General features: G+C 58.9%; 21 protein-coding genes and 1 riboswitch. Of the genes, 5 read left to right on the plus strand and 16 right to left on the minus strand.

What is annotated here, in order from left to right; all coding sequences use genetic code 11:
• Positions 1-37: 37 nt before the first annotated feature.
• From ABJM03_RS04955 to metZ, 5 genes are all read right to left on the minus strand, one after another.
• On the minus strand, positions 38-1,633 hold the full coding sequence (locus tag ABJM03_RS04955) for a 5-guanidino-2-oxopentanoate decarboxylase (protein WP_348297489.1): 1,596 nt from the start codon (positions 1,631-1,633) through the stop codon (positions 38-40).
• Positions 1,633-3,078, minus strand: a complete 1,446-nt coding sequence (locus ABJM03_RS04960; protein ID WP_348416610.1) for a TrkH family potassium uptake protein — start codon at positions 3,076-3,078, stop codon at positions 1,633-1,635. The genes ABJM03_RS04955 and ABJM03_RS04960 overlap by 1 nt, the downstream gene beginning before the upstream one ends.
• Positions 3,079-3,171: 93 nt before the next feature.
• The gene (locus tag ABJM03_RS04965) at positions 3,172-3,441 is read right to left on the minus strand and encodes a hypothetical protein (RefSeq protein ID WP_348297490.1); all 270 of its coding nucleotides are present in this window, start codon (positions 3,439-3,441) and stop codon (positions 3,172-3,174) included.
• Positions 3,442-3,647: 206 nt separating this feature from the next.
• The gene (gene folE2 / locus ABJM03_RS04970; RefSeq protein WP_348297491.1) at positions 3,648-4,742 is read right to left on the minus strand and encodes a GTP cyclohydrolase FolE2; all 1,095 of its coding nucleotides are present in this window, start codon (positions 4,740-4,742) and stop codon (positions 3,648-3,650) included.
• 110 nt (positions 4,743-4,852) lie between these two features.
• Entirely contained in the window at positions 4,853-6,037 is a 1,185-nt protein-coding gene (gene metZ, locus ABJM03_RS04975; RefSeq protein ID WP_348297492.1) for an O-succinylhomoserine sulfhydrylase, read from the minus strand.
• A gap of 102 nt (positions 6,038-6,139) precedes the next feature.
• Positions 6,140-6,216, minus strand: a riboswitch (SAM riboswitch).
• A 137-nt stretch (positions 6,217-6,353) separates the two neighbouring features.
• Between metZ and ABJM03_RS04980 the strand changes: the two genes are divergently transcribed.
• Positions 6,354-7,244, plus strand: coding sequence for a hypothetical protein (locus tag ABJM03_RS04980; RefSeq protein WP_348297493.1), 891 nt, complete (start codon positions 6,354-6,356; stop codon positions 7,242-7,244).
• A gap of 39 nt (positions 7,245-7,283) precedes the next feature.
• On the opposite strand, the gene ABJM03_RS04985 is transcribed toward ABJM03_RS04980, so the two are convergent.
• Genes ABJM03_RS04985 through ftsY form a run of 3 tightly spaced genes read right to left on the minus strand, consistent with a single transcriptional unit; the run spans position 7,284 to position 10,293 of the window.
• Positions 7,284-7,895, minus strand: coding sequence for an inner membrane-spanning protein YciB (locus ABJM03_RS04985; RefSeq protein ID WP_348297551.1), 612 nt, complete (start codon positions 7,893-7,895; stop codon positions 7,284-7,286).
• 2 nt (positions 7,896-7,897) lie between these two features.
• Positions 7,898-8,800 (minus strand): DMT family transporter, encoded by a 903-nt coding sequence (locus tag ABJM03_RS04990; RefSeq protein WP_348297494.1) that lies wholly within the window; start codon positions 8,798-8,800, stop codon positions 7,898-7,900.
• A gap of 11 nt (positions 8,801-8,811) precedes the next feature.
• Positions 8,812-10,293, minus strand: a complete 1,482-nt coding sequence (gene ftsY, locus ABJM03_RS04995) for a signal recognition particle-docking protein FtsY (RefSeq protein ID WP_348297495.1) — start codon at positions 10,291-10,293, stop codon at positions 8,812-8,814.
• 105 nt (positions 10,294-10,398) lie between these two features.
• Here ftsY and ABJM03_RS05000 point away from each other — a divergent pair, with 105 nt between their 5' ends.
• Entirely contained in the window at positions 10,399-11,280 is an 882-nt protein-coding gene (locus tag ABJM03_RS05000; protein ID WP_348416066.1) for a lytic transglycosylase domain-containing protein, read from the plus strand.
• 56 nt (positions 11,281-11,336) lie between these two features.
• Here the strand turns inward: ABJM03_RS05000 and ABJM03_RS05005 are convergent, their stop codons facing one another.
• Complete coding sequence (locus ABJM03_RS05005) at positions 11,337-13,037, minus strand: NAD(P)H-dependent oxidoreductase subunit E (protein ID WP_348297497.1); 1,701 nt, start codon at positions 13,035-13,037, stop codon at positions 11,337-11,339.
• A 169-nt stretch (positions 13,038-13,206) separates the two neighbouring features.
• Here ABJM03_RS05005 and ABJM03_RS05010 point away from each other — a divergent pair, with 169 nt between their 5' ends.
• Positions 13,207-13,602, plus strand: a complete 396-nt coding sequence (locus ABJM03_RS05010; protein ID WP_348297498.1) for a hypothetical protein — start codon at positions 13,207-13,209, stop codon at positions 13,600-13,602.
• A gap of 86 nt (positions 13,603-13,688) precedes the next feature.
• Here the strand turns inward: ABJM03_RS05010 and xseA are convergent, their stop codons facing one another.
• Positions 13,689-15,182, minus strand: coding sequence for an exodeoxyribonuclease VII large subunit (xseA, locus tag ABJM03_RS05015; RefSeq protein ID WP_348416067.1), 1,494 nt, complete (start codon positions 15,180-15,182; stop codon positions 13,689-13,691).
• 71 nt (positions 15,183-15,253) lie between these two features.
• Between xseA and purD the strand changes: the two genes are divergently transcribed.
• Positions 15,254-16,516: a phosphoribosylamine--glycine ligase gene (gene purD, locus ABJM03_RS05020; protein WP_348297500.1), complete on the plus strand. Its 1,263-nt coding sequence runs from the start codon at positions 15,254-15,256 to the stop codon at positions 16,514-16,516.
• 42 nt (positions 16,517-16,558) lie between these two features.
• Here purD and ABJM03_RS05025 read toward each other — a convergent pair whose 3' ends face one another.
• The 3 genes from ABJM03_RS05025 to ABJM03_RS05035 form a co-directional block, all read right to left on the minus strand.
• Positions 16,559-16,957, minus strand: a complete 399-nt coding sequence (locus ABJM03_RS05025; RefSeq protein WP_348297501.1) for a hypothetical protein — start codon at positions 16,955-16,957, stop codon at positions 16,559-16,561.
• Positions 16,954-17,610, minus strand: coding sequence for a VCBS repeat-containing protein (locus ABJM03_RS05030; RefSeq protein ID WP_348416612.1), 657 nt, complete (start codon positions 17,608-17,610; stop codon positions 16,954-16,956). The genes ABJM03_RS05025 and ABJM03_RS05030 overlap by 4 nt, the downstream gene beginning before the upstream one ends.
• A 110-nt stretch (positions 17,611-17,720) precedes the next feature.
• On the minus strand, positions 17,721-18,044 hold the full coding sequence (locus ABJM03_RS05035; RefSeq protein ID WP_348297503.1) for a 2Fe-2S iron-sulfur cluster-binding protein: 324 nt from the start codon (positions 18,042-18,044) through the stop codon (positions 17,721-17,723).
• A 165-nt stretch (positions 18,045-18,209) separates the two neighbouring features.
• Here ABJM03_RS05035 and ABJM03_RS05040 point away from each other — a divergent pair, with 165 nt between their 5' ends.
• Positions 18,210-18,749: a peptidoglycan-binding domain-containing protein gene (locus tag ABJM03_RS05040; protein WP_348297504.1), complete on the plus strand. Its 540-nt coding sequence runs from the start codon at positions 18,210-18,212 to the stop codon at positions 18,747-18,749.
• Between the two features lie 75 nt (positions 18,750-18,824).
• Here the strand turns inward: ABJM03_RS05040 and ABJM03_RS05045 are convergent, their stop codons facing one another.
• From ABJM03_RS05045 to hflK, 3 genes are all read right to left on the minus strand, one after another.
• The gene (locus ABJM03_RS05045; protein ID WP_348297505.1) at positions 18,825-20,315 is read right to left on the minus strand and encodes a DegQ family serine endoprotease; all 1,491 of its coding nucleotides are present in this window, start codon (positions 20,313-20,315) and stop codon (positions 18,825-18,827) included.
• A gap of 264 nt (positions 20,316-20,579) precedes the next feature.
• Entirely contained in the window at positions 20,580-21,479 is a 900-nt protein-coding gene (hflC, locus tag ABJM03_RS05050) for a protease modulator HflC (protein ID WP_348297506.1), read from the minus strand.
• Positions 21,479-22,699, minus strand: a complete 1,221-nt coding sequence (gene hflK / locus ABJM03_RS05055; RefSeq protein WP_348297507.1) for an FtsH protease activity modulator HflK — start codon at positions 22,697-22,699, stop codon at positions 21,479-21,481. The genes hflC and hflK overlap by 1 nt, the downstream gene beginning before the upstream one ends.
• Positions 22,700-22,842: the final 143 nt, after the last annotated feature.

Below are 22,842 nucleotides of genomic sequence, written 5' to 3' on the forward strand. Positions count from 1 at the left end.
TGAACGGCTGCGCTCTTTTCTTTGTCAGGACAAAGGTTCAGGCCGTAAGGGCCGGTGTCGCGTAGACTAGCGTCGGACCATCCGCTTCAAACGCCGCGCGCAGGGCGTCTTGCAGGGCTTCAAGGCTTTGAGGCGCTACAGCCCGCGCGCCAAAGGCCTCGGCCAGTCTGCAAAAATCGGGATTATGAGCGACCACCGCATTGGGCGCAATCTGGGCGCGTACCATGCTATCCTCAATCTCGCCTAGTTTGCCATTGTCCCACAGAATGATCGGCAGACTGAGCCCCAACTCAACAGCGACGCCCAATTCCTGCATGGTATAGTGAAAGCCGTAGTCACCGATAATCGCCATCGTCGGCGCGCCTTTGCGGGCAATCGCACCGCCGATCGCGGCGGGCGTCGCATACCCCAGCGTGCCAAATCCCGACGGGTGGTGCCATTGCGCAGGCCCATCCATGTCCCAGACCTCATTTGCGACATAGGCGAATTGGGTCATATCCGAGTAAATCATCGTACCCTCGGGCAGTGCGTCGCGCAGGGCATCGCAGATGGGCACGATACCGGGGCGTTCGGCATCCACTTCGGCACGCCAGCGCGCGCGGGTGCGGGCCACCTCTGCGGGCTCCCATTTGGTCGTGCGCCCCTGCTCTGCCACGTCTTGTGCCAAAGTCTCAAGGAACAGTGTTGCATCCATCTGCACCCGTATTTCCGCCGCATGATGATCACTGAGCACTTCGGCGTCGATATCCACACGGATGACCGGAGCCTTGGCACCAAGGTCCATCCGCCAGATGTCGACCTCTGCCAGCTCCGAGCCGACAACAATGACCAGATCGGCAGCAGCAATCACATCCGCACTGTCAGGGCGCGCCAATGCAGCGCCATAAAACAACGGATCATCCGCAGCGATCACGCCGCGCCCCGCACAGGTGACCATGCTGGCCGCCTTGAGCCCAGCCACCACAGCACGCGCCTGCGTTGCTGCACCCGTCGCCCCGCCGCCAAAAATGAACAACGGTTTTTCCGCTGCTTTGATACGGGCACCAATCGCCTCGAGATCGGCGTACAGATGCGCAGATGGTTCTGCCACAGGCACAGGTGCCGCTGCCGGCTTGGCGTCAGCCTCCAGCTGCGCGATGGGCACCTGAATATATTTCGACCGCGCCCGCGATGTGGCGAACTCCTGAAAGGCACGGTCGACCAATCCGTAAGCCGCCTGCGCACTATGCGCCGTATGAGACCAGTCGCAGACCGTTGCCGCCGCCGCTTGCTGGTCTTTCATCTGGTGAAGCTGCCCGCGCCGCGCGGCTGTTTCGTCCAGACAGCTGGCGATCACCAGAACCGGCACAGAATCGCTATAGGCTTGGCCCATCGGCGTCATGATATTGCACATACCGGGGCCGGTGATCACATAAGCCACCCCCGGTTTGCCGCTTGCCCGTGCATAGCCGTCAGCCATGAAACCCGCGCCCTGCTCGTGACGCGCCAGCACATGGGTGATGCCGGCCTCTTCAATCCCGCGGTACATTTCCTGATTATGCACCCCCGGAATGCCGAAAATCACATCTACCCCGCGCGCCTTCAACATATGGGATATCTGAGCGCCCAAAGGGCGGGTCGGCATTTGGGACATCAAGCTCTCCAAAATTTAAGGGTAAATATGACGTAGACCACCATCAGCTCTAACCGCCCTACGAGCATGGCAAGCGTCAGGATCCATTTTGCCGTGTCGTTCAACGACGCGAAGTTGCCGGAGGGACCGATGATATCCCCCAATCCCGGTCCGATGTTCCCCAGCGCAGTCGCCGCACCAGACACCGCTGTCACAAAATCCAGCCCCGTCATCGACAAGGCGACCGCGACAACCCCCAGCGTGAGCACAAAGAACATGAAAAAGGTCATCACGGAGGCAAGCACTTCTTCGGTAACCGGCTTGCCTGCATAGCGCGGAGTAAAGATGCCATGCGGCGACCGGATGCGCCGCAACTGCGCTCGGATCGACGCGAACAGAAGCTGGTAGCGGAAGACCTTGACCGAACAAGCCGTCGACCCCGCGCAGCCGCCAATCAGACCGATGAAAAAGAACAACGCCACAGCGAAGCTGCCCCATTTCATATAATCGACCGAGGCATAGCCAGTGCCAGAGATGATCGACGTGACGTTGAATAACGCCTCGCGCACGGCCTGTTCATAGCCCAGGTGCACCCCTTCTTCGAGCATGATAATCAGCACGATCACCAATACGGCAATGGTTTTCACAAAGCCCCGAACTTGCGGATCGCGCCACAGGGCGACTGGGTTGCCATTGATCAGCTGCACATAGCGCACAAACGGCAATGCCGCGAGAATCATAAACAACGCGGCAATATACTCCAACGGACCAGCAAAGACCCCGAAAGATGCATCATAATTGGCAAAACCGCCTGTCGAAATTGTGGTCATGGCATGGGCAGAGGCATCAAATGCATTCATGCCAAAGCCCAGATAGGTCATCGCGCAAATCAGTGTAAAGGCCACATAAAGACCGGAAATTTGGGTTGCGATCTGGCCCGCACGGGGCAAAATTTTTCCCAATGTATCAAAGCTTTCAGATTTGAAAATCTGCATACCGCCCACGCGCAGCTCGGGCAGGAACACCATCGCGACAACAATGATACCGATGCCACCCAGCCATTGCAGAATAGCCCGCCAGATCAGCAGTCCCTTGGGCAGGTCATCAAGCCCTTCAAAAACTGTGGCTCCTGTGGTGGTCAGGCCCGACATTGCCTCGAATACCGCGTCAACCGTGCGTGCATCCGTCTCACCCAGCACGAACGGCAGCGCACCGAACAACGGAAGCGCCACCCAGACAGAGGTGGTCAAAAGGAATGTTTGCTGAATAGTCAGCCCTTCACGCACGCCACTTTGGCAAGAAAGCGCAATAGCGCCACCTGCCAGAACCGTGATAAAACAGCTTTGAAGAAAAACAGGCCAGTGGCCGCGCCCCTCGGCCAGATCGACCATGAGGGGCACTAGCATCGCCGCGCCAAGCACGGCTACCAAAAGGCCAATTACATATCCAACAGGGCGCAGATCCATCTGGGCAGGGTTGGCGTGGGCGGGCACCAGTGTCAAGCGAGGCTGCTCGACTCCCCCCGAATACGCCACAAAAAATGCGGCGTATGTGTCGTTTTAGATGTGGCGCATATCGCGAAAGGCGTATTGCACGATTTCGTCGCGTTTGATGTCCAGCTGCGCAAGCTCTGCGTCGGATTTTTCGTTCAGCTTCTGAACCATTTGCATGCGCGAGGACGCGATCGCCGCTTTGCAATATGCCGAACCGATGCGTTTGAAGACACCGCCGACAGCGCGCAATGTGCGGGCCAGGATTGCAACAGGTGCAGAGGCCGCGTTTTCGCCACGGGCGGCGTCAAATTCATGTGCGGGTGCTTGATAGGTCATTTCGGATACCTTCGGTTTTTTTTCAGCGCGGGAGTATTCCCGTGCCTCATAACTAGGCCTTGCTGCACCGCAGCACCACCGTCAAATCTGCATAGCCGACACCCGCTGGCTGCAAGCGAGACAGCCCAAATTTTAGGCAAAAATGAAAATAGCCGCCCCATAAAGGAGCGGCTATGTTTGCGGTCACATTGCTTTTCAGGGGCGATTTAGCCCACGTGAAACAGCGTATTGAACAGTTTCGGATCGAAACTGGCCTGCGCAAATGTCGGACCTTCGGTCAGCACACTTACGGCATCATGGCTATGCAAACTCTCTTGATGGCTGGCCACAATCCGGAAATCCGACACCCTTTGGTCAGCCAGCAACTGCTCACAAAATAGGCGTGCAGCATCTTCGACAAAGATCGGATTGGCGGCATTCAGCTCTGCAAAGGCCTGCTCATCCTCACGCTTGACCATGACCTGCGTCTCGGTTGGCACGGCACGGCGACAGGCCTCGACCAGATCCTCGAACCACAGACACTCGCCCGCATCCTCCAGCAACACAGAAACCCGCGCGACCGAGCGTTGCGAATGCGGCGTTGCCAATTGGTTGCGCGTGGCACGGGCATGTTCGCTCAGCTCAAGCGAACAGGGGCAGGTGCTGGAGTAGACATAGTCCAGATGGATAATCCGCTGACGCACGCCCGCCTGTTCGACCAACTCAAGCGCAACATCGTAATATTGATAGCCCTCCAGCCCCGAGCGCAGGCTGCCGATCTTCATCGGGAAAGAAAAACGCATCTGGATACGGGCATCAAAGCTCTCGAGGTCGGTGATATAGTCATCCAGCGCCGCTTCGATCACATCAAAGCTAAAAGTGCTTTCGGCATGTTTGTAAAAACTGCGCATGATGCGCGACATGTTGATACCTTTTTTATCGGCATCAAGGCTAACCGTACCCGTCACAGAGGTCTCGAGCGTCAAGGGTTGGCCGTCGCGGGTGGCGAACTGCACAGGCAGCCGGAAGTTCGAAATGCCTACGTGCTGAATTTGCTGATTGGCCCCTTTAATCAGGCTCGATGGTCCGTTTTGCAGATCGGGCAGGCTGTCCTTGTAATCGGGCTCGATCTCGAAATCGGCCGGATATTCACGCTTGAACAGCGGATAGGCTTCGCCCCCGCTCAGCAGATTCGCAACCGCAGGATCCAGCGTGGCCAGCTCTGCCTCATCGGCAGTCGCAGCCCATGCGCGCAAAGTCTCGAGCGCAGCTTGCGCAGCGGTCCGGTCCGGTGTCGGTGCAATTGGTGTCGCAATATTCATGGGAGAGCCCCCTTGTCTGTCAGGAGCCATATGTAGGCGTCCCGCGCCATATTGCCAAAACATTATCACAGATAACGGGGAAATATTGCGCGGGCCCTTTTGGTTCAGGCTTATTTTGCGGCTGCAAGCGCTTGAAGAAAGTCTTGAACCAGATCGTCGGAGTCTTCCAGACCGATGCTCATCCGCACCAAACCAGGGGTAATGCCAAGGCTCGCCCGCTGCTCTTCGGGCAGGCGTTGGTGCGTTGTGGTGGCCGGATGGGTCAGGATTGTTTTGGCATCGCCAAGGTTGTTCGAGATCACCCCGATTTGCAGCGCGTTCATAAAGGCAAATGCCGCGTCCTTGCCGCCTTTGAGATCAACCGCAAGAACAGTGCCGCCCGCGCCCATCTGCTTTTGCACCAATGCATTCTGGCTGTGACTGGCCAGACCCGGATAGATCACACGCGCCAATGCGTCATGACCTTCCAGCGCCTCTGCCACAGCTTGCGCACTTGCCGCTTGCGCACGGACCCGCAGGCCCATGGTTTCAAGACCTTTGAGCATGACCCAAGCGGTAAATGGCGACATCGAACCGCCGGTGTGCTTCATGTAGGGTTCAACCGTGCCACGGATGATGTCGCGCGACCCAAGGATCACACCGCCAAGCGTGCGACCTTGGCCGTCGATATGTTTGGTCGCCGAATAGATCACCACATCGGCCCCCTGTTCGAAGGCGCGTGAATAGACCGGCGTGGCAAAGACGTTGTCGATGACTACCAACGCCCCTTGGGCATGGGCCAACTTTGCCACAGCTTCGATATCAATGACTTCCAATGTAGGGTTCGAGATCGACTCAAAGAATACTGCCTTGGTGTCGGGACGGATCGCCGCCTCCCATTGCGCCAGATCGGTTCCGTCTACAAAGCTGACCTCGACGCCGTAGCGGGTCAGGATTTCTTCCAATACATAAAGGCACGAACCGAACAGCGCACGCGAAGACACGACATGATCCCCTGCCTTCAGCATGGAAGTCAGCGCACCAGAAACCGCAGCCATACCAGACGCGGTGGCAAATGCATCCTCGGCACCCTCCAGCGCGGCAATCCGTTCTTCGAACATGGCCACAGTCGGGTTGCCGTAGCGCGCATAGATGAATTCATCCTCGCCGCTGGAGATAAACCGCTGTTCGGCGTGTTCGGCACTGTCATAGACAAAGCCCTGCGTCAGGAAAATCGCTTCGGAGACTTCGCCATACTGGCTGCGTCGCGTTCCTGCATGCACCGCTTTGGTGCCCGGTTTCCAGTCATTGCTCATATATTCGTCCTCTGTATCTCCGCACGGCGGCGGCGGCAAAACCACTTGTCTTTCCGCATATGCGGCGGGCACAAAAAAACCCTTACGCGGCCAAGCGAAAGGGGGGCTTTCATCCTGACCTTTTAGCAGAATATTTAACGTGGCCCGCAATCCGGTAACAAATCGCCACCCTTGCGTGTTATGTGATCCGCCTCTTTTGGTCAAGCCGGACGAACGCCCCTGTAACGCGATATTCATCTGGCCGTTACATGCTGAAACTATACCTCAAATTGTCATCATCCCGCCATGCGTGCGGCATCCAGTACAAGGACCGGCGATGTCGTTGCTCCGGATCAACAGCTCTGAACACGGCCTCACATTGCATGGATCGGCCCAGCCTGTGAAGCCAATCCTGACCAACAGTTGTACAGCCACACGGGGCACAGTGATCATGGTGCACGGGTACAAATATGCACCCTACATGGGGACCCATTGCCCACACACCAGCCTGTTCGGCCCCGCAGGCTGGCCGCAAACACTGGCCACGCGATCCGACACCCTGTGCGTTGCCTTCGGCTGGCACGCCCGCACAGGGTTGGCGCGGGCCTACGGGCGGGCGTTCGAACACGCTCGGGAGCTGGCAGGGCTGATCCGCGCGCTGCGCCCCCACGGTCCTGTGCATGTGATTGCCCATTCGCTGGGAGCAACATTGGCGCTGGCCGCCCTTCCTTATCTGCGGCGCGGCGATGTCGGGCGGATCGTGCTTTTGAACGGAGCCGCGCATCAAGGGCTGGCCTATCATGCACTGAAATCTCCTGCCGGTCACGATTGCACCCTGTTTCACGTCACCAGCCGAGAAAACTACCTGTTTGATCTGGCCTTTGAACGCCTTATCGGCGGCACAGGTGCCATCGCCCGTGGGCTTGGAGCACCGCAGGCCCATCAGATACAGATCAGCTGCCCTGCCACACTCGAAACACTCGCCCGCTTGGGTTATCCTTTGGCACAGCCTGCGCGGCGGGTTTGCCATTGGTCCAGCTACACGCGCCCCGGCGTGATGGCCCTGAACGCGGCGCTGCTGGAGGGGAGGCTCACGGCTGAGCAGTTGGCTTGCGCCCTGCCCCACGCGCCTGATACCGGCACCTCATGGTCCCTTGCCCTGCGCCGCAAAGCTGCGGCCATCACAGCCCGCTATGACCGCAAGAACGCATCCGATCAACACGCCTAGTGGACGGGGGGATTGCCCCTCACTTGGCGCAAATCCCGCTCACTTGGCGTCGGCCTCGTCTTCGATCACATAGGGTTGCAGCTGTGCGAACTGCCAGAACAAGAACACCATCAAAATCACCGGAAATCCGAATGTCTCGATCTTGACCCACGCATCCGTGGACATGGTCCGCCAGATAATCTCGTTCCCCACGGCGAGCGCGGCAAAAACCATGACCAACCGCTTTGTCAGGATCATCCAGCCTTCATGGCGCATGGGCATCATTTCAGCCATCACATACTCAAGCCACGACCGCCCCCGCGCCAGACCGATCCCGAGGATGATGGCCAGAAAACCATAAACGATCGAAGTCTTCATCTTGAAGAACCGCTCGTCGTTGAACCATGCCGTCAACCCGCCGAAAAAGATCACCATAAAGGCCGTGAAAACCTGCATGCGGCTCAACTTGCCGGTGAGCAGCCAAAGCGCGCCAATCGCGGCCAGCAAGATCGGTATGAACACCACAGCAGATACAATAAAGCCGCTGTATTCCGTGCCCCCGAAGGTAAACACATCATCCTTGATGCGAACATAAAGAACAAAGAACGCCAGCGTAGGCCCCAGTTCCAGCACTTGTTTCAGGATCGGGTTAATCTCACGTGCTTGCGTCATCACTAGCCTCCAAATTCAACAATTACCGCCCCAAGTGCGATCAACACCATCAACGCCACCCGCCGCGGTCCGACGGTCTCTTTGAGCACCAACCAGCCGATTACGGCGGCAAAAACGGTTGAAGTCTCTCTCAATATTGCGGCCTCGCCCACCTTATCAAGACGCGTGGCCATCATGATCGAACCAAAGCTGAGAAAAGCAACCAACCCGCCAAAGACCCCGCGCTGCATCAGGGGCCCGACGGCCGGCGCATCCGGCATGGCCCGCCAACGGCGATAGGCAATAATCGGGAACAAGAAACCGTCGATCATGAAAAACCACGCCAGAAACGTGAACGGATTACCGGTTGCACGGATGCCGTAAGCGTCAAAGGTGGTATATAGCGCCACAAACAACCCTGTCACAAAGGCCAAGCCCAAGGCCACATGCAATGTCTCCCGCTCGGCCACGAGATAGAGCATATTATAGATCGCCAGCCCAAAAATCCCCGACATCAGAACCGCAACGCCGAACCACTGCAAACCGCTAAAGACTTCGCCGAAAATAAGGTAAGCGCCGATTACCGTGAACAAAGGCCCCGTTCCGCGCACCACCGGATAGACAACCGTATAGGCACCTTTGGTATACGCGGCTGCTTGCAACAGCTTGTACAGGCAGTGGATCACCCAAGCGCCCGCAAAAATGACCCACATATGCGGCTCGGGCCAAGGCACCACAAATAGTGCAAAAGGTGCCGCCATCAGACAATAGGAGCCGTCAATCGCACCGCGCGTCAGCCATGGATCATGCCGCCCTTTTTGCAAAGCGCCAAACACCGCATGTAGAATCGCCGCCAGCAAGGCAAGGAAAAGCGCAAGGTTATGCCCTGTCGCTGTCCCTTCGATCGAAATGAGCCAATCGGTCATACGGCCCGCACCTAGCGGTCCAGCCCGGTAAGCGCATCTGCAAACTCTTGCGGATCAAATGCCTGCAGATCATCAATCTGCTCGCCCACGCCGATCGCATGGATGGGCAGGCCGAATTTATCCGCCAGCGCCACCAGCACACCGCCCTTGGCAGTGCCATCCAGCTTGGTCATCACCAAGCCGGACACATCCGAGATTTCCTGAAAAACCTTCACCTGATTGAGCGCGTTCTGCCCCGTGGTGGCATCCAGCACCAATAGCGTATTATGCGGCGCGTCGGGGTCTTTCTTGCGAATGACCCGCACGATCTTGGCCAATTCCTCCATCAGGTCGCCCCGGTTTTGCAAACGCCCTGCCGTGTCGATCAACAGCAAATCCGCACCGTCTTCTTGCGCCTTGCCCATCGCGTCAAAGGCAAGGCTGGCAGGGTCCGATCCCTGCGGCGCAGTCAGTACCGGTACGCCTGCACGCTCTCCCCAGACCTGCAACTGTTCCACCGCAGCGGCGCGGAACGTGTCGCCCGCCGCAATCACAACCTTCTTACCCGCCGCGCGGAACTGGCTGGCCAGCTTGCCGATTGTCGTCGTCTTGCCCGAGCCGTTGACCCCGACAACAAGCACAACCTGAGGCGTCTTCGCATACAGCGGCAAAGGCCGTGCCACCGGTTCCATGATGCGGGCAACCTCATCACTCATCAGGGTTTTGATCTCTTCGACCGACAGCTTACGCCCCAATCGCCCTTCAGCCATATTGGCCGTAACACGCAGAGCTGTATCCACCCCCATATCCGAGCTGATCAACAGCTCCTCGAGCTGCTCCAGCATGGCATCATCCAGAACACGGCGCACCACAGGCCCTGCAGATTTGCGGCCCATAAGACGCCCCAGCAACCCCGGCTTGGCGGCAGGTTCCGACGTTTGCGGCGCATCCAGATCCCCCACCGGCGTCAAGGTGGTGCGAAGCGGCGCGGCCGGAGCCTGCTCTTCCTCTTGCGCGGCTTTGGCGGCTTCCTGCTCTGCCTTGGCTTCAGCTTCAGCTTGCTTTTGCAGGCGTTCCGCCTCGGCCTCAGCTTCAGCTTGTTTTTGCAGGCGCGCCGCCTCGGCCTCAGCCTGCGCTGCGGCTTGGGCCTGTGCCTCGGCTGCGGCGCGGGCCGCTTCGGTCTGGGCTTGGGCCTGTGCGGCCTCGGCTTCAACACGCTGGCGCTCAGCCTCGGCCTGTGCACGCTCACGGGCGGCTTGGGCTTCAGCGGCTTGGCGCGCTTCCTCTTCGGCCTTTGCATGCGCCTCGGCCTGTGCTGCCGCCTCCGCGCGCTGCGCGGCTTCCGCTTCGGCTTGCGCCTCGGCCTGCTGACGCTCAGCTTCTAGCGCCTGATCCTGTGTGTTACCGGCTGCTGGTTCTGCCTGCCCGCCATCACTGACAATCGCCTCCAACCCCTCGTCGATCTTGGACGAGGATTTGAACATGCGGTCTTTGAGCTTTTTGAAAAACGCCACGGGTGCAGTCTCCGGCTTGAATTGCCTAACCGATCTAACCCCTTGCGCCTTCAGATGGAAGGGCATCCGATTGACAAGGACGCGCACAGCGGCCACCAACAGGCTATGCGGCTGTTTTTTGTCTTTTTATCTGTACTTTGGGCAGGTGCCTTACGGGCCGATCCAACGGAACCTTATTGCAGCACCGCCAAATGGGGCCATGTGCAATGCATCCGACCGGCGCATTTTGTCTATGACACCTGCAACGCGATCGAAGTTTTCTCGGCGCGACACGGGCTCGATAGCGGGTTCTTTGCGCGGCTGATCTGGCAGGAAAGCCGCTTTGACCCGAACGCGCTTAGCCACGCCAATGCGCGCGGGATCGCACAATTCATACCCTCCACCGCAAAGCTGCGGGGCCTCAAAGACCCGTACAATCCCGCCGACGCGTTAGATCATTCGGCGCAATACCTCGCGGAAATGATACGCCGCTTTGGCAACGAAGGGCTGGCCGCAATCGGGTATAACGGAGGAGAGCGGCGCGCGGCGGGATTTCTGGAAGGCAAAGGCCTAGCCCGCGAGACAGTCAATTACGTCCCCATTATTACCGGCCTCACCGCCGAGCAATGGCGCGACGCCCCGCCCCAGAACCATGACTTTCGCCTCGATAAGACAAAGACCTTTCACCAAGCCTGCAGCGACATGGCGCGCAACCGCAAGCTGACGCCGTTAAAACGGGTGGCACCACCACTCAAACCCTGGGGCGTACAGCTGGGCTTTGGCACCTCAAAGCAAGCCGCACAGGCCAAGATCGACCGCCAAACCGCCAGCTGTCGCGCCCAATTGCGCAACGAAAAGCTGGACCTTGTTTTTGTGAAGAACCGCGTATCAGGCAAACGCGGCTTTTACTTTGGCCGCATCGGGCGCAATTCTCTGCAAGGGGCTCAGACCCTTTGCAACAGTATCAAATCCCGCGGATGCGGCTGCCTTGTTGTTCAGAATAAGTAATCAAATCAACAGGAAGAAAGTCAAACCTTATGCTATACCTGAGGTTTAACCTTTCATTAAATCTCACCTGCGAAATGCTTGATCGTGAGGCGGATTGGATTAGGTGCCGCCTGACCCAGCCCACAGATGGACGCATCGACCATTGTCTGGGACAGCTCTTCGAGCAGCTGTTGATCCCAATGCTCGGCCTGCATCAGCTTGACCGCTTTTTCACAGCCAACACGGCAGGGCGTACACTGGCCACAGCTTTCATCTTCAAAGAACCGCAGCATGTTGAGCGCCGCGTCGCGGGCGCGATCAGCCTCTGACAAAATCACAACCGCCGCCGAACCGATAAAGGTGCCATGCGGTTGCAATGTGTCGAAATCAAGCGGAACGTCATGCATGCTGGCCGGTAGCAACCCCGAAGACGGGCCGCCAGGCTGATAGGCCTTAAAGACATGGCCCGGGGCCATTCCCCCGGCAGCCTCAATAAGATCTGTGATGGTTGAACCTGCAGGCAGCAGGAAGACACCCGGCTTTGCCACACGTCCCGAAACAGAATAACTGCGCAGACCGGTGCGCCCGTTCTTTTCAACGCTCGAGATAACCTGCGGCCCCTCGCGGCATATCCGTGCAATCCAATGCAGTGTTTCAATGTTATGCACCAATGTCGGGCGGCCAAACAGGCCTACTTGCGCCACATAGGGCGGGCGGTGGCGCGGTATGCCGCGCTTGCCCTCGATGCTTTCGATCATCGCGGATTCTTCGCCACAGATATAGGCTCCGGCCCCGCGCCGCAGCTCGATATAACCCGGAGCCACGACGCCGGCATCTTCAAGCTCTGCAATCTCGCGGGCGAGAATTTCCAGCACGGCAGGATATTCGTCGCGCATGTAGATATAGGCACGCTGCGCTTCGACCGCCCATGCGGCGATGAGCATCCCTTCTAGGAAAAGATGCGGTGTGCGCTCGAGGTAATAGCGGTCTTTGAACGTCCCCGGCTCCCCTTCGTCGCCATTCACAGCCAGATAGCGCGGCCCGGCATTGGCCCGCACAAACCCCCATTTCTTACCGGACGGAAAGCCCGCCCCACCCAAACCACGCAGGCCAGAGGACGCGATAGTGTCCTGAACAGCCTCCCAATCGCCATTTTCGCGCAAATCCTTGAGCGTAGCATACCCGCCCGCCGCCGCGTAGCTGGCATAGGTTTCATAATCGGGGATATGCGCATGTGTATTGCCCGCAGCAATCGCCGCCTGCACTTTTTCAACCGTCGCGTTATCAATATGCGCATGGTCCAGCTCCAGCACAGGGCTGGTATCGCAACGCCCCATACATGGCGCGCGCAGCACGCGGACCTCGGCAGAGTCAAGCCCGTCCTCCAAGGCCGATTTCAGCGCCTGCGCACCTGCGAGCTCGCAACTGAGCGAATCGCACACGCGGATGGTCAGCGCAGGCGGAGGAGTCTCCCCCTCCTTGACCACGTCGAAATGCGCATAGAAGGTCGCAACCTCATACACTTCCGCCATGCTGATACGCATTTCCTCGGCCAAAGCCCGAAGGTGGGCCGCGGACAGATGGCCGTATTTATCCTGTATCAGGTGCAAGTGTTCGATCAGCAAATCACGGTCACGCGGCTCGGCTCCTAATAGATCGCGAACCTCGCTCCAAGCGGTATCCTCCAGCTGGCGTCCTTTGGTGTGGCGCCTGCCCTTACCCTTGCCGGATTTCCAAACGCCCTTATCCGACCCGGTCTTTTTGTCATCGAGCGCCATGCCATTGTCCCCTTGTGCTTTTGGTCTGTGTAGCAAATACCGGTTGCTCCGGTGAGCTAAAAAACGACAATTCACCCGCGCTTTACGCGCAAGCGGAGCTGCGCTTATAGCACATCGGAAACCTTTGGGCACGCTGGTCCTAAAGTCCAAGTTCTGGCATAACAGCGTTATGAGAACCCTGAGCCTGATCCTTTGGGGCCTTTGCGCCCTGCCCGCCGCTGCACAATCCCTGATGACAGCAGAGGAATTTGACAGCTACACGCGCGGCAAAACGCTTTATTATGGCAATGGGGGCACGCCCTATGGTGCCGAGATCTATCTGCCCAACCGCCGCGTCCGCTGGTCATTTCTGGATGGCGAATGCCGTGATGGCGAGTGGTATGAGGACGATGGCCTGATCTGTTTCGTTTATGAGGATCGCACCGATCCCCAATGTTGGAGTTTCGAACAGGGGACAGGCGGATTAATTGCGCGGTTCGAAAACGATCCTGCCGTCACGCCGCTTTATGAGGCGAACGAAAGCACCGAGGAAATGCTGTGCCTTGGACCCAAAATCGGCGTTTGAACCGGCCTTTCCTGCGGGAGGGGCGCTGCCCCACCTTTGCCAAAGGCAAAGGCCCCCGGAGTATTTTCAGCTAGAGAAAATAGGGCTTAGCGGCGCATTCTGACTTTGCCGTCGGCGAATTGGATATCATATTCGGTGTGATTGTCTGCTTGGGCTGCAGTGGTAATCAGGACCTCGCCGCTGCGGACCACGGCAAAGCCGCGTTCCAGTGTTGCCTCATAGCCGAGCGTGCGCCGCAAGCGTTCGGCGCTGTCGATCTGGGCACGCCATTGTGCCAGCTGGCGTTGAGCCGTATCCGAGAGCTGGCGCGTGGTGCGCTCGAGGCGGGCACCCTGCAGCTGGCATTCTCGGGTTACGGCCGGGGTCAATCGGGTGGAAAGCGCCGTGATACGACGTTGGTTTTCGGCCAGACGGGCGCGTAATGCGGCAGGGCGCAGGCCTCCGCCCAGCTCGGTGAGGTGCATTCTGCGCCTTTGCACACCCGTCATAAGTGCCGGATCAAGCCGTGCGGCGGCACGTTCCAACCGCAGACGCGGCGCTTCGGTGAGGGAGCGGGCACGGGCCAGCCGGTCGCTAGCACGGTCGAGGCGCTGGCGCGGGCCGTCCAGCAGGCTATCGGCACGGGGCAATGCACGGGCCATATCGCGCAGACGTTGGCCGCGCAGGGTGATGCCTTGGGTAAGTGCACGGGACAGGCGCGCGTGTTGTTGGTCAAGCCATGCCATCAGCTCAATGCGCACCGGCACGGCAAGCTCGGCAGCGGCTGTCGGTGTTGGCGCGCGTTTGTCCGACACATAATCAATGAGCGTCGTATCCGTTTCATGCCCCACGGCGGAAATCAACGGGATATCCGAGGCAGCTGCGGCCCGCACGACCGCCTCTTCGTTGAACCCCCACAGATCCTCGACCGAGCCGCCACCGCGGGCGACGATGATCAGATCGGGGCGCGGCAGGGCCCCACCTGGTGTCAGCTTATTGAAACCCTTGATGGCATGAGCGACTTCGGGTGCGCATCTGGCACCTTGCACGGCAACAGGCCAGACCAACACTTTGCGCGGGAAGCGGTCACGCAACCGGTGCAGGATATCGCGAATAACAGCGCCCGAGGGCGAAGTTACAACACCAATGATTTCGGGCAGGTACGGCAAGGGTTGTTTGCGCGCAGGATCAAACAGCCCTTCGGCGGACAGCGCTGCCTTGCGTTTTTCCAGCACCGCCATCAGAGCGCCCATGCCGGCAGGCTGAATATCTTCGATAATGATCTGGTATTTCGACTGGCCGGGGAAGGTCGTGATACGGCCTGTGGCAATGACCTCCATCCCCTCTTCGGGTTGCGTAGCCAGCTTGGAGGCAACCCCTTTCCAGATGATCCCCGCCATCACTGCCTTGTCATCCTTGAGGTCGAGGTAGACATGGCCCGAGCGTGGCAAGCTTACGCGCCCCACTTCGGCACGCAGCCGCACGTGGCCGAATTCGTTCTCGATGACGCGTTTGATCGCGCCGGACAGCTCACCCACAGTATATTCGGGGGTATTGCCCTGCGTTGGGGCATCATTAGGGCCATCGTCGAACAGATCCATCGCTGCGTCCTTGTGCATGAGCTGCGGCCAGCATAAAACGCAGGCAACCAAAGGCCAAGGGAGTGCGAGCCATGAATATTATGATCCTCGGTGGTGGCGGGCGCGAGCATGCATTGGCATGGGCCGTGTTGCAGAACCCCAAATGCGACAAGCTGATTGTAGCCCCCGGCAATGCGGGCATTTCGCAGATTGCCGATTGCGCCAGCATTGACGTTAACGATGGTGCAACAGTTGTGGAATTTGCCACGCGCAATAACATCGATTTCGTCATTGTCGGCCCCGAGGCCCCTTTGGCAGCGGGTGTTGCCGACCGTCTGCGCGAGGCAGGCGTGTTGGTGTTTGGCCCCTCCAGGGCTGCCGCAGCGCTTGAGGCGTCCAAGGCCTTCACCAAAGAGATTTGCGACGCCTGCAACGCGCCCACCGCCGCCTACGGGCATTTCACCGATGCCGCCGCGGCCAAAGCCTATGTTGAGGCGCAAGGCGCGCCAATTGTGGTCAAGGCCGATGGATTGGCCGCGGGCAAAGGCGTCATCATCGCCGAGACGGTGGACCAGGCCATAGCCGCGATTGACGATATGTTTGGCGGTGAATTCGGCGAAGCCGGCGCTGAGGTCGTCATCGAGGAATTTATGGAGGGCGAAGAAGCCTCCTATTTCATTCTATGCGACGGTGAGACCGTACTGCCCATTGGCACGGCGCAGGATCACAAACGTGTAGGCGACGGCGATACCGGCCCCAATACTGGCGGTATGGGTGCCTATTCCCCCGCGCCGGTGCTGAGCGATGCAATTGCCACGCGGGCGTTGGACGAGATTATCAAACCTTGCATGGCCGAGATGGCAAAACGCGGGATGCCCTATCAAGGCGTGCTATATGCCGGCCTGATGATCAAAGACGGGGCACCACGGCTGGTTGAATATAACGTACGCTTTGGCGATCCCGAGTGTCAGGTGCTGATGATGCGCCTTGGCGCGCAGGTGCTGGACCTGTTGCACGCCGCCGCCGAGGCGCGGTTGGACGAGATGCGTGTGAACTGGGCCGATGATCACGCGCTGACCGTTGTACTGGCCGCCGCGGGCTATCCGGGCAGCTATGACAAAGGAAGCGTGATTGCAGGGTTGGACACCCTGCCCTCTGATAGCAGCAACATGGTGTTTCACGCAGGTACCGCCGAACGGGAGGGCAAAATCGTTGCCTCCGGTGGTCGCGTTCTGAACGTCACAGCCCGTGGTGATAGCCTCAAGCAGGCGCAGGAACGTGCCTATGCGATGGTTGATGCAGTTGATTGGCCCGAAGGGTTCTGCCGCCGTGATATCGGCTGGCGCGCCCTTTAATCCCGAAGACAAAGAATAGAAGCAGGGCGTAACGCGCCCGCTTCAGGACAATGGTGCCCCTTCGCAGATCACCGGTTCCTCGCTGATATCGCTGATGCGCTGCACCTCGCCGCTGCGTGTCGCCATGACCAGCAGCGTGCCGCCATCGTTAAAAGGTAGCCAGCAGTTCTCAGGGTCCGGCGCATCCTCATAGATAAAGCATAAATATGGGCCGCGCACTTCGATCCGGCCATAGGTACAGCGGCCCGTCTCATCCGCCCAGACCGACAGATCGCGACGCAGGAATTCCTCAACCCCGACCAATCCACCGTCACGAATTCTTGAAAAACTCAGCGTGCGGCCCTGTGCAAGGTCCAGAAAACCATCTGGTGTGATTTGCTCTTGCGCTGCCACAGGGTTGGCCGCGATCACGGTGGCAAGAAGTGCTGCGTATAATTTCATCTGCAGGCCAATGCGCGGGCAAAGCTGCCGCGCCCCTCATGTGATCCGATATCGCGGGCGCCTAACTGGCCCCCGTCAAACCGCACTGCCATCAGGCGCTGCCAATCTGCACGGGCCACGACCATTTCGGGCCCTTGCCCGCAATTACGCAAGCCGCCTGCAATATCCCGTTCGCCGATCCGGTGGTTGGTCAGCCCGGCAAGCTCTCCCACAGGCCGCAGATCGCCGCCCTTGAAGCGCCAGACGCGCAGTGTTTTGGCCAAATGCGGCCGGTCGATATAGGCAAGCTCGATCATCCCGTCACCGTCCAGATCCGCAACAGCAACCGGAGCAAGCCAGCGGTTACGCCGCCCGATATAGGGCGTGGCCGCGACCAGTCCGCCAGCGTTATAGATAGCGAGCCGCGCACCGCGATCGCGGTGGCTTTCGACCACAACAGCCTCAGGAAGCCCGTCTGCATCCACATCAACAATGCGCGGACGGGTGTCTTCAAACACCCGCTCTTCAGGCAGACGGATTAGATAGGCCTGCCCCGCGCCATCATAGCGTAGCTCTAGCGTGCCATGCTCAATTGTGTCCCCCAGCACGCCATGGGGGTAGCGCGTTGTAGGTTCGGTATAGCGGGCCGACGTCATCGCCTTTGTGCGCCACATCTGCGCCGGTTGGGCAGAGGCCGCAACCGGCACCAGTAGCGCCGCGCACAATAGCTGGGTTGCGCGGTGCATAAGCCGCCCCAACAACGCAGGTCGCGGCCCCGCCATGCTTAGATTTGCTTTTCAGGCATTTTCACGCGCAAACCGTCCAGATCATCAGTGACCTTGATCTGGCAGGTCAGACGGGATGTTGCAGGATCAGGCGCACAGGCAAAATCCAGCATGTCTTCTTCCATCTCGTCCTTTGCAGGGACCTTTTCGACCCAAGCAGGATCCACATAAACGTGACAGGTCGAACAGGCGCAGGCCCCGCCACAATCCGCCTCAATGCCCGGGATATTGTTGTCGCGTGCGCCTTCCATCACGGTGAGCCCGCTGGCCACTTCGACCACATGCTCAGTTCCGTTATGTTCAACGTAGGTAATCTTGGCCATGAAAGCTGCCCTTTTCCAAAAAATTCACCCTTTTCTACGCAAGCCCTGTACGGCATACCAGCCCCTTTTACGCGGCATCGCGTCACTGTGTATGGCGGTTCTAGTCAAGGTGATGCAAACAGGTTAAGCAATAGGCACACAGCATAGACCCAAAGGTATCGGGCCATGATACACCCCCCCGCTTCCCCCAAGGCACCGCGCCTTTTTGTAGCTCTTTTAGGCGCTGCTTTGTTGGGCGCTTGCAGCCAGGGGCAAACCGTCACCGAAAGCGGCGTGATTGTCGGCAACGGGCTGGCCCCTCCGGGCGCACCAGCGGGCACCTGCTGGGGGAAAATTCCAACGCCTGCCGTGATCGAGACAATCACCGAACAAATCCTTGTCACCCCGGCCGAGACCAACCCTGACGGCTCGATTGCGACGCTGCCTGAATACCGCTCTGAAACACGGCAAGAGATCGTAACACCGCGGACCGACCGCTGGTTCGAGATCCCCTGCCCGCCTGCCTTTACCGTCGAATTCGTCTCGACCCTGCAGCGGGCGTTACAGGTGCGCGGCCTTTATGACGGCCCGATCACCGGAAATCTGGATAGGGACACCCGCGCGGCAGTGCTGGCTGTGCAATCGGCAGAAGGGCTGCACAGTGATGTACTGTCCATCGACACAGCACGCGCGCTGGGGATCGTAGCCATTCCGCGCACGCCATAACCGACCGGTTCGGTCCGGCATAAAAAAAGGGCGCCCCGTCTGGAGCGCCCTTTTTATTGGAACATTGGTCCCGCGTTACTCTTCGTCGAGCGTCAGCGCCACAAATCGTGGATCACCTGCACGGCGCACCAGCAGCAAAAGCGACTTGCGACCAGCGTCACGGGCGGCTTCCACACGCTCGTTCAGCTCGGCAATCGTCGAAATCTTCTGCTGGCCCGCTTCGGTCAGGATATCGCCGGTGCGCAAACCCTTCTCGAAGGCTTCCGAGCCGTCCTCGACGTTAGTCACAGCCAGGCCCTGCATGGATGCATCCGCGCCAAGTTCCTGGCGGATATCATCGGTCAGTGGCGTCACGGTCAGACCCAACAACGAAGACACTTCTGCTTCGGGCTGCTCTTCCGGCTCTTCCTCGGCGGCGGGTGCATCGGCGTTTGATGCGTCTTCGCGGCGACCCAATACCACCGGAATGGTCTGGCTTTTGCCTTCACGCAGCACGGTCACGCGCACAGTCGCCCCGACAGGACTGTTGCCGACTTGCCGCACAAGGCCGCGTGTATCCGAGACATCCACACCGTCAAAGGACAGGATCACATCGCCCGTTTCCAGACCTGCTTCGGCGGCCGGACCTTCCGGCACATCGGTGATCAGCGCGCCCGATGCACTTGCGAGGCCCATGGCATCAGCCACATCCTGCGTCACATCCTGAATGCGCACACCAAGCCATCCGCGGCGTGTTTCGCCAAATTCCTTGAGCTGGTCCACAACGCGGTTCACAACATTGGAGGCCATGGAAAAACCGATCCCGATCGAGCCACCATTGGGCGACAGGATGGCCGTGTTCACACCGATCACCTGACCGTCCATGTTGAATAGCGGCCCCCCCGAGTTGCCGCGGTTGATCGCTGCATCTGTCTGGATGTAGTCATCATAGGTCCCCGACAGCGCACGGTTGCGCGCGCTCACGATACCGGCTGAGACAGAAAACCCCTGACCAAGCGGGTTGCCCATGGCAATCACCCAATCGCCCACACGCGCTGCGTCACTATCGCCAAAGCTGACAAAGGGCAGCGGGCTGTCGGCTTCGACTTTGAGCAGCGCAATATCTGTGTTGGGGTCTGTGCCGATCACCTCGGCGATCAGCTCCTCACCCGAGAAGAATTCAATTGTGATCTCATCGGCACCTTCAATGACGTGGTTGTTCGTCACGACATAGCCATCTTCGGAAATCACAAACCCCGACCCAAGCGCAGAAGAACGACGCGGTGCGGGCGTATCGCCCTCGTCGTCCTGATTACGGTCCTGAAACTCACGGAAGAAATCCTCAAAGGGCGATCCTTCGGGTACAATGCCGCGTGGGCCTGTCCGGTTTTCCACCAATGTGGAGGTGGTGATGTTCACCACAGACGGGCTGATATTCTCGGCCAGCGGTGCAAGGCTTTCGGGTTTGGCCAGCGCCATAACCGTTTGGGCAACAATCATGGTCAATGCCATAAGCCCGATCAGGGCCGCGCGCATCTGGGTTGAAAGAGTTCGGGACTGTGTCCGGGCGACCGCCTTGGGCTGCATATAGTGTCTCCTGATCGACATCATGCCCCAAAGGGGCGGATTTGACGTTACTCACACAGCAGCTTTGCGGCACGTGGCCCCCGCTGTGAAGGCTTATGGGCTCTCAGAGTGCATCCTGCACGCACCCTTCGCAACATGAAAGATGTACCTTGTCACAGCGAATTCAACACTTGATGACGGGCCCGTTACTGGCAAATGCATTTAAATATAAAAAAAGGGCCGACACATATCGTGCGGCCCTCTTTGAAATCACTGCTTTCGCGCCTAGCGCTGTTCGCCCTCTTCCGAGCGACGCCCCTGGTCAGAGCGCAAGTAGTTGAAGAACTCACTGTCAGGCGACAAAACCATGGTTGAGTTATCCCCTTTCAGCGACTCTTCATAGGCGGCCAATGAGCGGTAAAACTCAAAGAATTCAGGGTCTTTGGAGTATGCTTCGGCAAAGACGCGGTTGCGCTCGGCGTCGGCTTCACCCTCGATAATCCGTGCATCGCGGCGCGCTTCCGAGATGATCTCTTCGAACGTCCGGTCAGCAAGGGCAGTCACACGTTGCGCCGCTTCACGGCCACGCGCACGCTCGTCCGTGGCTTCACGGTCGCGCTCGGCGATCATCCGCTGCAAGGTCGCGTCAAAGTTCTGCTCTGGCAGGTTGGTCTGGCGCAGGCGCACATCCACAACCGCAAGGCCCAAGGCATTTGCACGCGCATCCGACTGGGTGCGGATCTGGTCCATCAGCGCGGAACGCTCTGGCGACAGGATCGTGTTCGAGGTCACACCCTGACTACCCAGCACAGCGCGGATTTGCGATTCGAGAATACCGCTAAGGTCGCTGGCTGCGCGGGTTTCACCGCCCGAGCCGACAGCGCGGCGGTATTGTTCAACATCGTCGATGCGGTACAGCACAAAGGCGTCGATCTCGAGACGGCGATCATCGGCCGGCGTGACTTCGATCACAGGTGTCTCAAGCGACATGATCCGGTCCTCGAACCGCACAACTTCGTCGATCATCGGCACTTTGAACCCGATACCGGGATCGGTCACGACCTGTTTGATCTGGCCAAACCGCAGGACCAGCGCCTTTTCGCGCTCATCCACAACAAAGATCGAAGACAACACGCCCGCAGCAACAATGACCGCGATCGGGATCAGGAAATTACCCTTGTTCATCAGTTATCTCCTCCGCTGCGGCGCAATTCGTTCAGCGGCAGATAAGGGACCACGCCCTGCCCGCCGTCCCCGCCGGTGTTATTTTCCAGAATGATCTTGTCCACGTCACCGAATACTTTTTCCATCGTCTCCAGATACAGACGCTTGCGCGTCACATCAGGGGCATTGCGGTATTCGTTCAGCACCGCCTCAAAGCGGCTGGCTTCACCGATGGCACCGTTGACTTCGCGTGCGCGGTAGCCCTCGGCAGCTTCAAGCAGCTTGGCGCTTTCACCGCGCGCTTCGGCTGTTTTCTGGTTCGCATAGGCATCCGCCTGACGCTCCAGACGGTCACGCTCCTGCTCGGCGGCCTGAACGTCGCGGAAGGCATCCACAACCGACACCTGACTGCTGGTGCCATTTGCGTCCGTCACGACAACCGTGCGGCTGGGTGGATCGACCTTGTTCACGTTTACGCGCAGAATGTTGATGCCCGTCTCGCGGTTATCCAATGTTGTCTGGATCAACGTCTTTACCTGCTCTTCCACCAGACCACGGTCGCGGTTGAGGATGGGCGCAAGTTCGGATTGAGCAATCACTTCGCGCATCGCAGATTCGGAAATCGCACGCACAGAAGCATCAGGATCGCGCAGCGAGAATTTGAAATCTTCGGCGTCCTTGATGTTCCAGACCACCTGGAAATCAATATCAACGATGTTTTCATCGGTGGTCAGCATCAAACCATCATTGCCGCTACCGCCACGGGTCACACCCAGGGTTTCGGTGCGGTTGGTGGTGACGTCAAAAACTTCGGCGGTCACAAACGGCCATGGCGCAAAGTTCAGACCCTGCGTGCCGATGCCCGAAAACTTGCCCAAAAACAGCTCAATGGATTGTTGCTCGGGCCGTACCGTGTAGGTCGAGGCAAACAACCACGCGGCCGCCGCAACCAACACACCGACACCAACAGTGCCACGGGTCAGCATCGGACCATTGGCCCCGCCGCCACCCGAACCTCCACCGGTAGGCTTGCGGCCACCGCCACCCATCAGAACGCGCAGCTGTTCTTGACCTTTTTTGACCAGCTCGTCGATCTCGGGGATAGGAGGCTTTTCTCCGCCGCCGCCATTATTGCCGCCGCCGTTGTTGCCACGGTTGTCACCGCCTTTGTTGCCGCCGCCCTGATTGCCGCCGCCTGAATTGCCACCGCCGCCCCAAGGACCGCCTGTGTTGCCAGCCATATATATTTCCCTCTGTAAGTCGCCCCGCATGGGGGCAGGCTTGTCGTATGTCACCCCGACGGGGTGCGAATTTTCGTATACTGTCTAATTTGTACGTTCACACGTTTATTTCAAGGTATGTCGCCCGCTGTTACGAACGACCC

The organism is Sulfitobacter sp., from assembly GCF_039977885.1.
In the GTDB taxonomy this organism is placed as follows: Bacteria; Pseudomonadota; Alphaproteobacteria; order Rhodobacterales; family Rhodobacteraceae; genus Sulfitobacter.

Coding starts and splice junctions, on each gene's coding strand:
- xseA (WP_348416067.1), bottom strand. CDS start 15,182: ATGGATCTGTTCGACGATGGCCCTAATGATGCCCCAACGCAGGGCAAT.
- hflC (WP_348297506.1), bottom strand. CDS start 21,479: ATGAACAAGGGTAATTTCCTGATCCCGATCGCGGTCATTGTTGCTGCG.
- ABJM03_RS04985 (WP_348297551.1), bottom strand. CDS start 7,895: ATGACGCAAGCACGTGAGATTAACCCGATCCTGAAACAAGTGCTGGAA.
- ABJM03_RS04990 (WP_348297494.1), bottom strand. CDS start 8,800: ATGACCGATTGGCTCATTTCGATCGAAGGGACAGCGACAGGGCATAAC.
- ABJM03_RS04965 (WP_348297490.1), bottom strand. CDS start 3,441: ATGACCTATCAAGCACCCGCACATGAATTTGACGCCGCCCGTGGCGAA.
- folE2 (WP_348297491.1), bottom strand. CDS start 4,742: ATGAATATTGCGACACCAATTGCACCGACACCGGACCGGACCGCTGCG.
- ABJM03_RS05000 (WP_348416066.1), top strand. CDS start 10,399: ATGCGGCTGTTTTTTGTCTTTTTATCTGTACTTTGGGCAGGTGCCTTA.
- ABJM03_RS05025 (WP_348297501.1), bottom strand. CDS start 16,957: ATGAAATTATACGCAGCACTTCTTGCCACCGTGATCGCGGCCAACCCT.
- ABJM03_RS05040 (WP_348297504.1), top strand. CDS start 18,210: ATGATACACCCCCCCGCTTCCCCCAAGGCACCGCGCCTTTTTGTAGCT.
- ABJM03_RS05035 (WP_348297503.1), bottom strand. CDS start 18,044: ATGGCCAAGATTACCTACGTTGAACATAACGGAACTGAGCATGTGGTC.
- metZ (WP_348297492.1), bottom strand. CDS start 6,037: ATGAGCAATGACTGGAAACCGGGCACCAAAGCGGTGCATGCAGGAACG.
- purD (WP_348297500.1), top strand. CDS start 15,254: ATGAATATTATGATCCTCGGTGGTGGCGGGCGCGAGCATGCATTGGCA.
- ABJM03_RS05010 (WP_348297498.1), top strand. CDS start 13,207: ATGAGAACCCTGAGCCTGATCCTTTGGGGCCTTTGCGCCCTGCCCGCC.
- ABJM03_RS04980 (WP_348297493.1), top strand. CDS start 6,354: ATGTCGTTGCTCCGGATCAACAGCTCTGAACACGGCCTCACATTGCAT.
- ABJM03_RS05005 (WP_348297497.1), bottom strand. CDS start 13,037: ATGGCGCTCGATGACAAAAAGACCGGGTCGGATAAGGGCGTTTGGAAA.
- ABJM03_RS04960 (WP_348416610.1), bottom strand. CDS start 3,078: ATGGATCTGCGCCCTGTTGGATATGTAATTGGCCTTTTGGTAGCCGTG.
- ABJM03_RS04955 (WP_348297489.1), bottom strand. CDS start 1,633: ATGTCCCAAATGCCGACCCGCCCTTTGGGCGCTCAGATATCCCATATG.
- ABJM03_RS05045 (WP_348297505.1), bottom strand. CDS start 20,315: ATGCAGCCCAAGGCGGTCGCCCGGACACAGTCCCGAACTCTTTCAACC.
- hflK (WP_348297507.1), bottom strand. CDS start 22,699: ATGGCTGGCAACACAGGCGGTCCTTGGGGCGGCGGTGGCAATTCAGGC.
- ABJM03_RS05030 (WP_348416612.1), bottom strand. CDS start 17,610: ATGTGGCGCACAAAGGCGATGACGTCGGCCCGCTATACCGAACCTACA.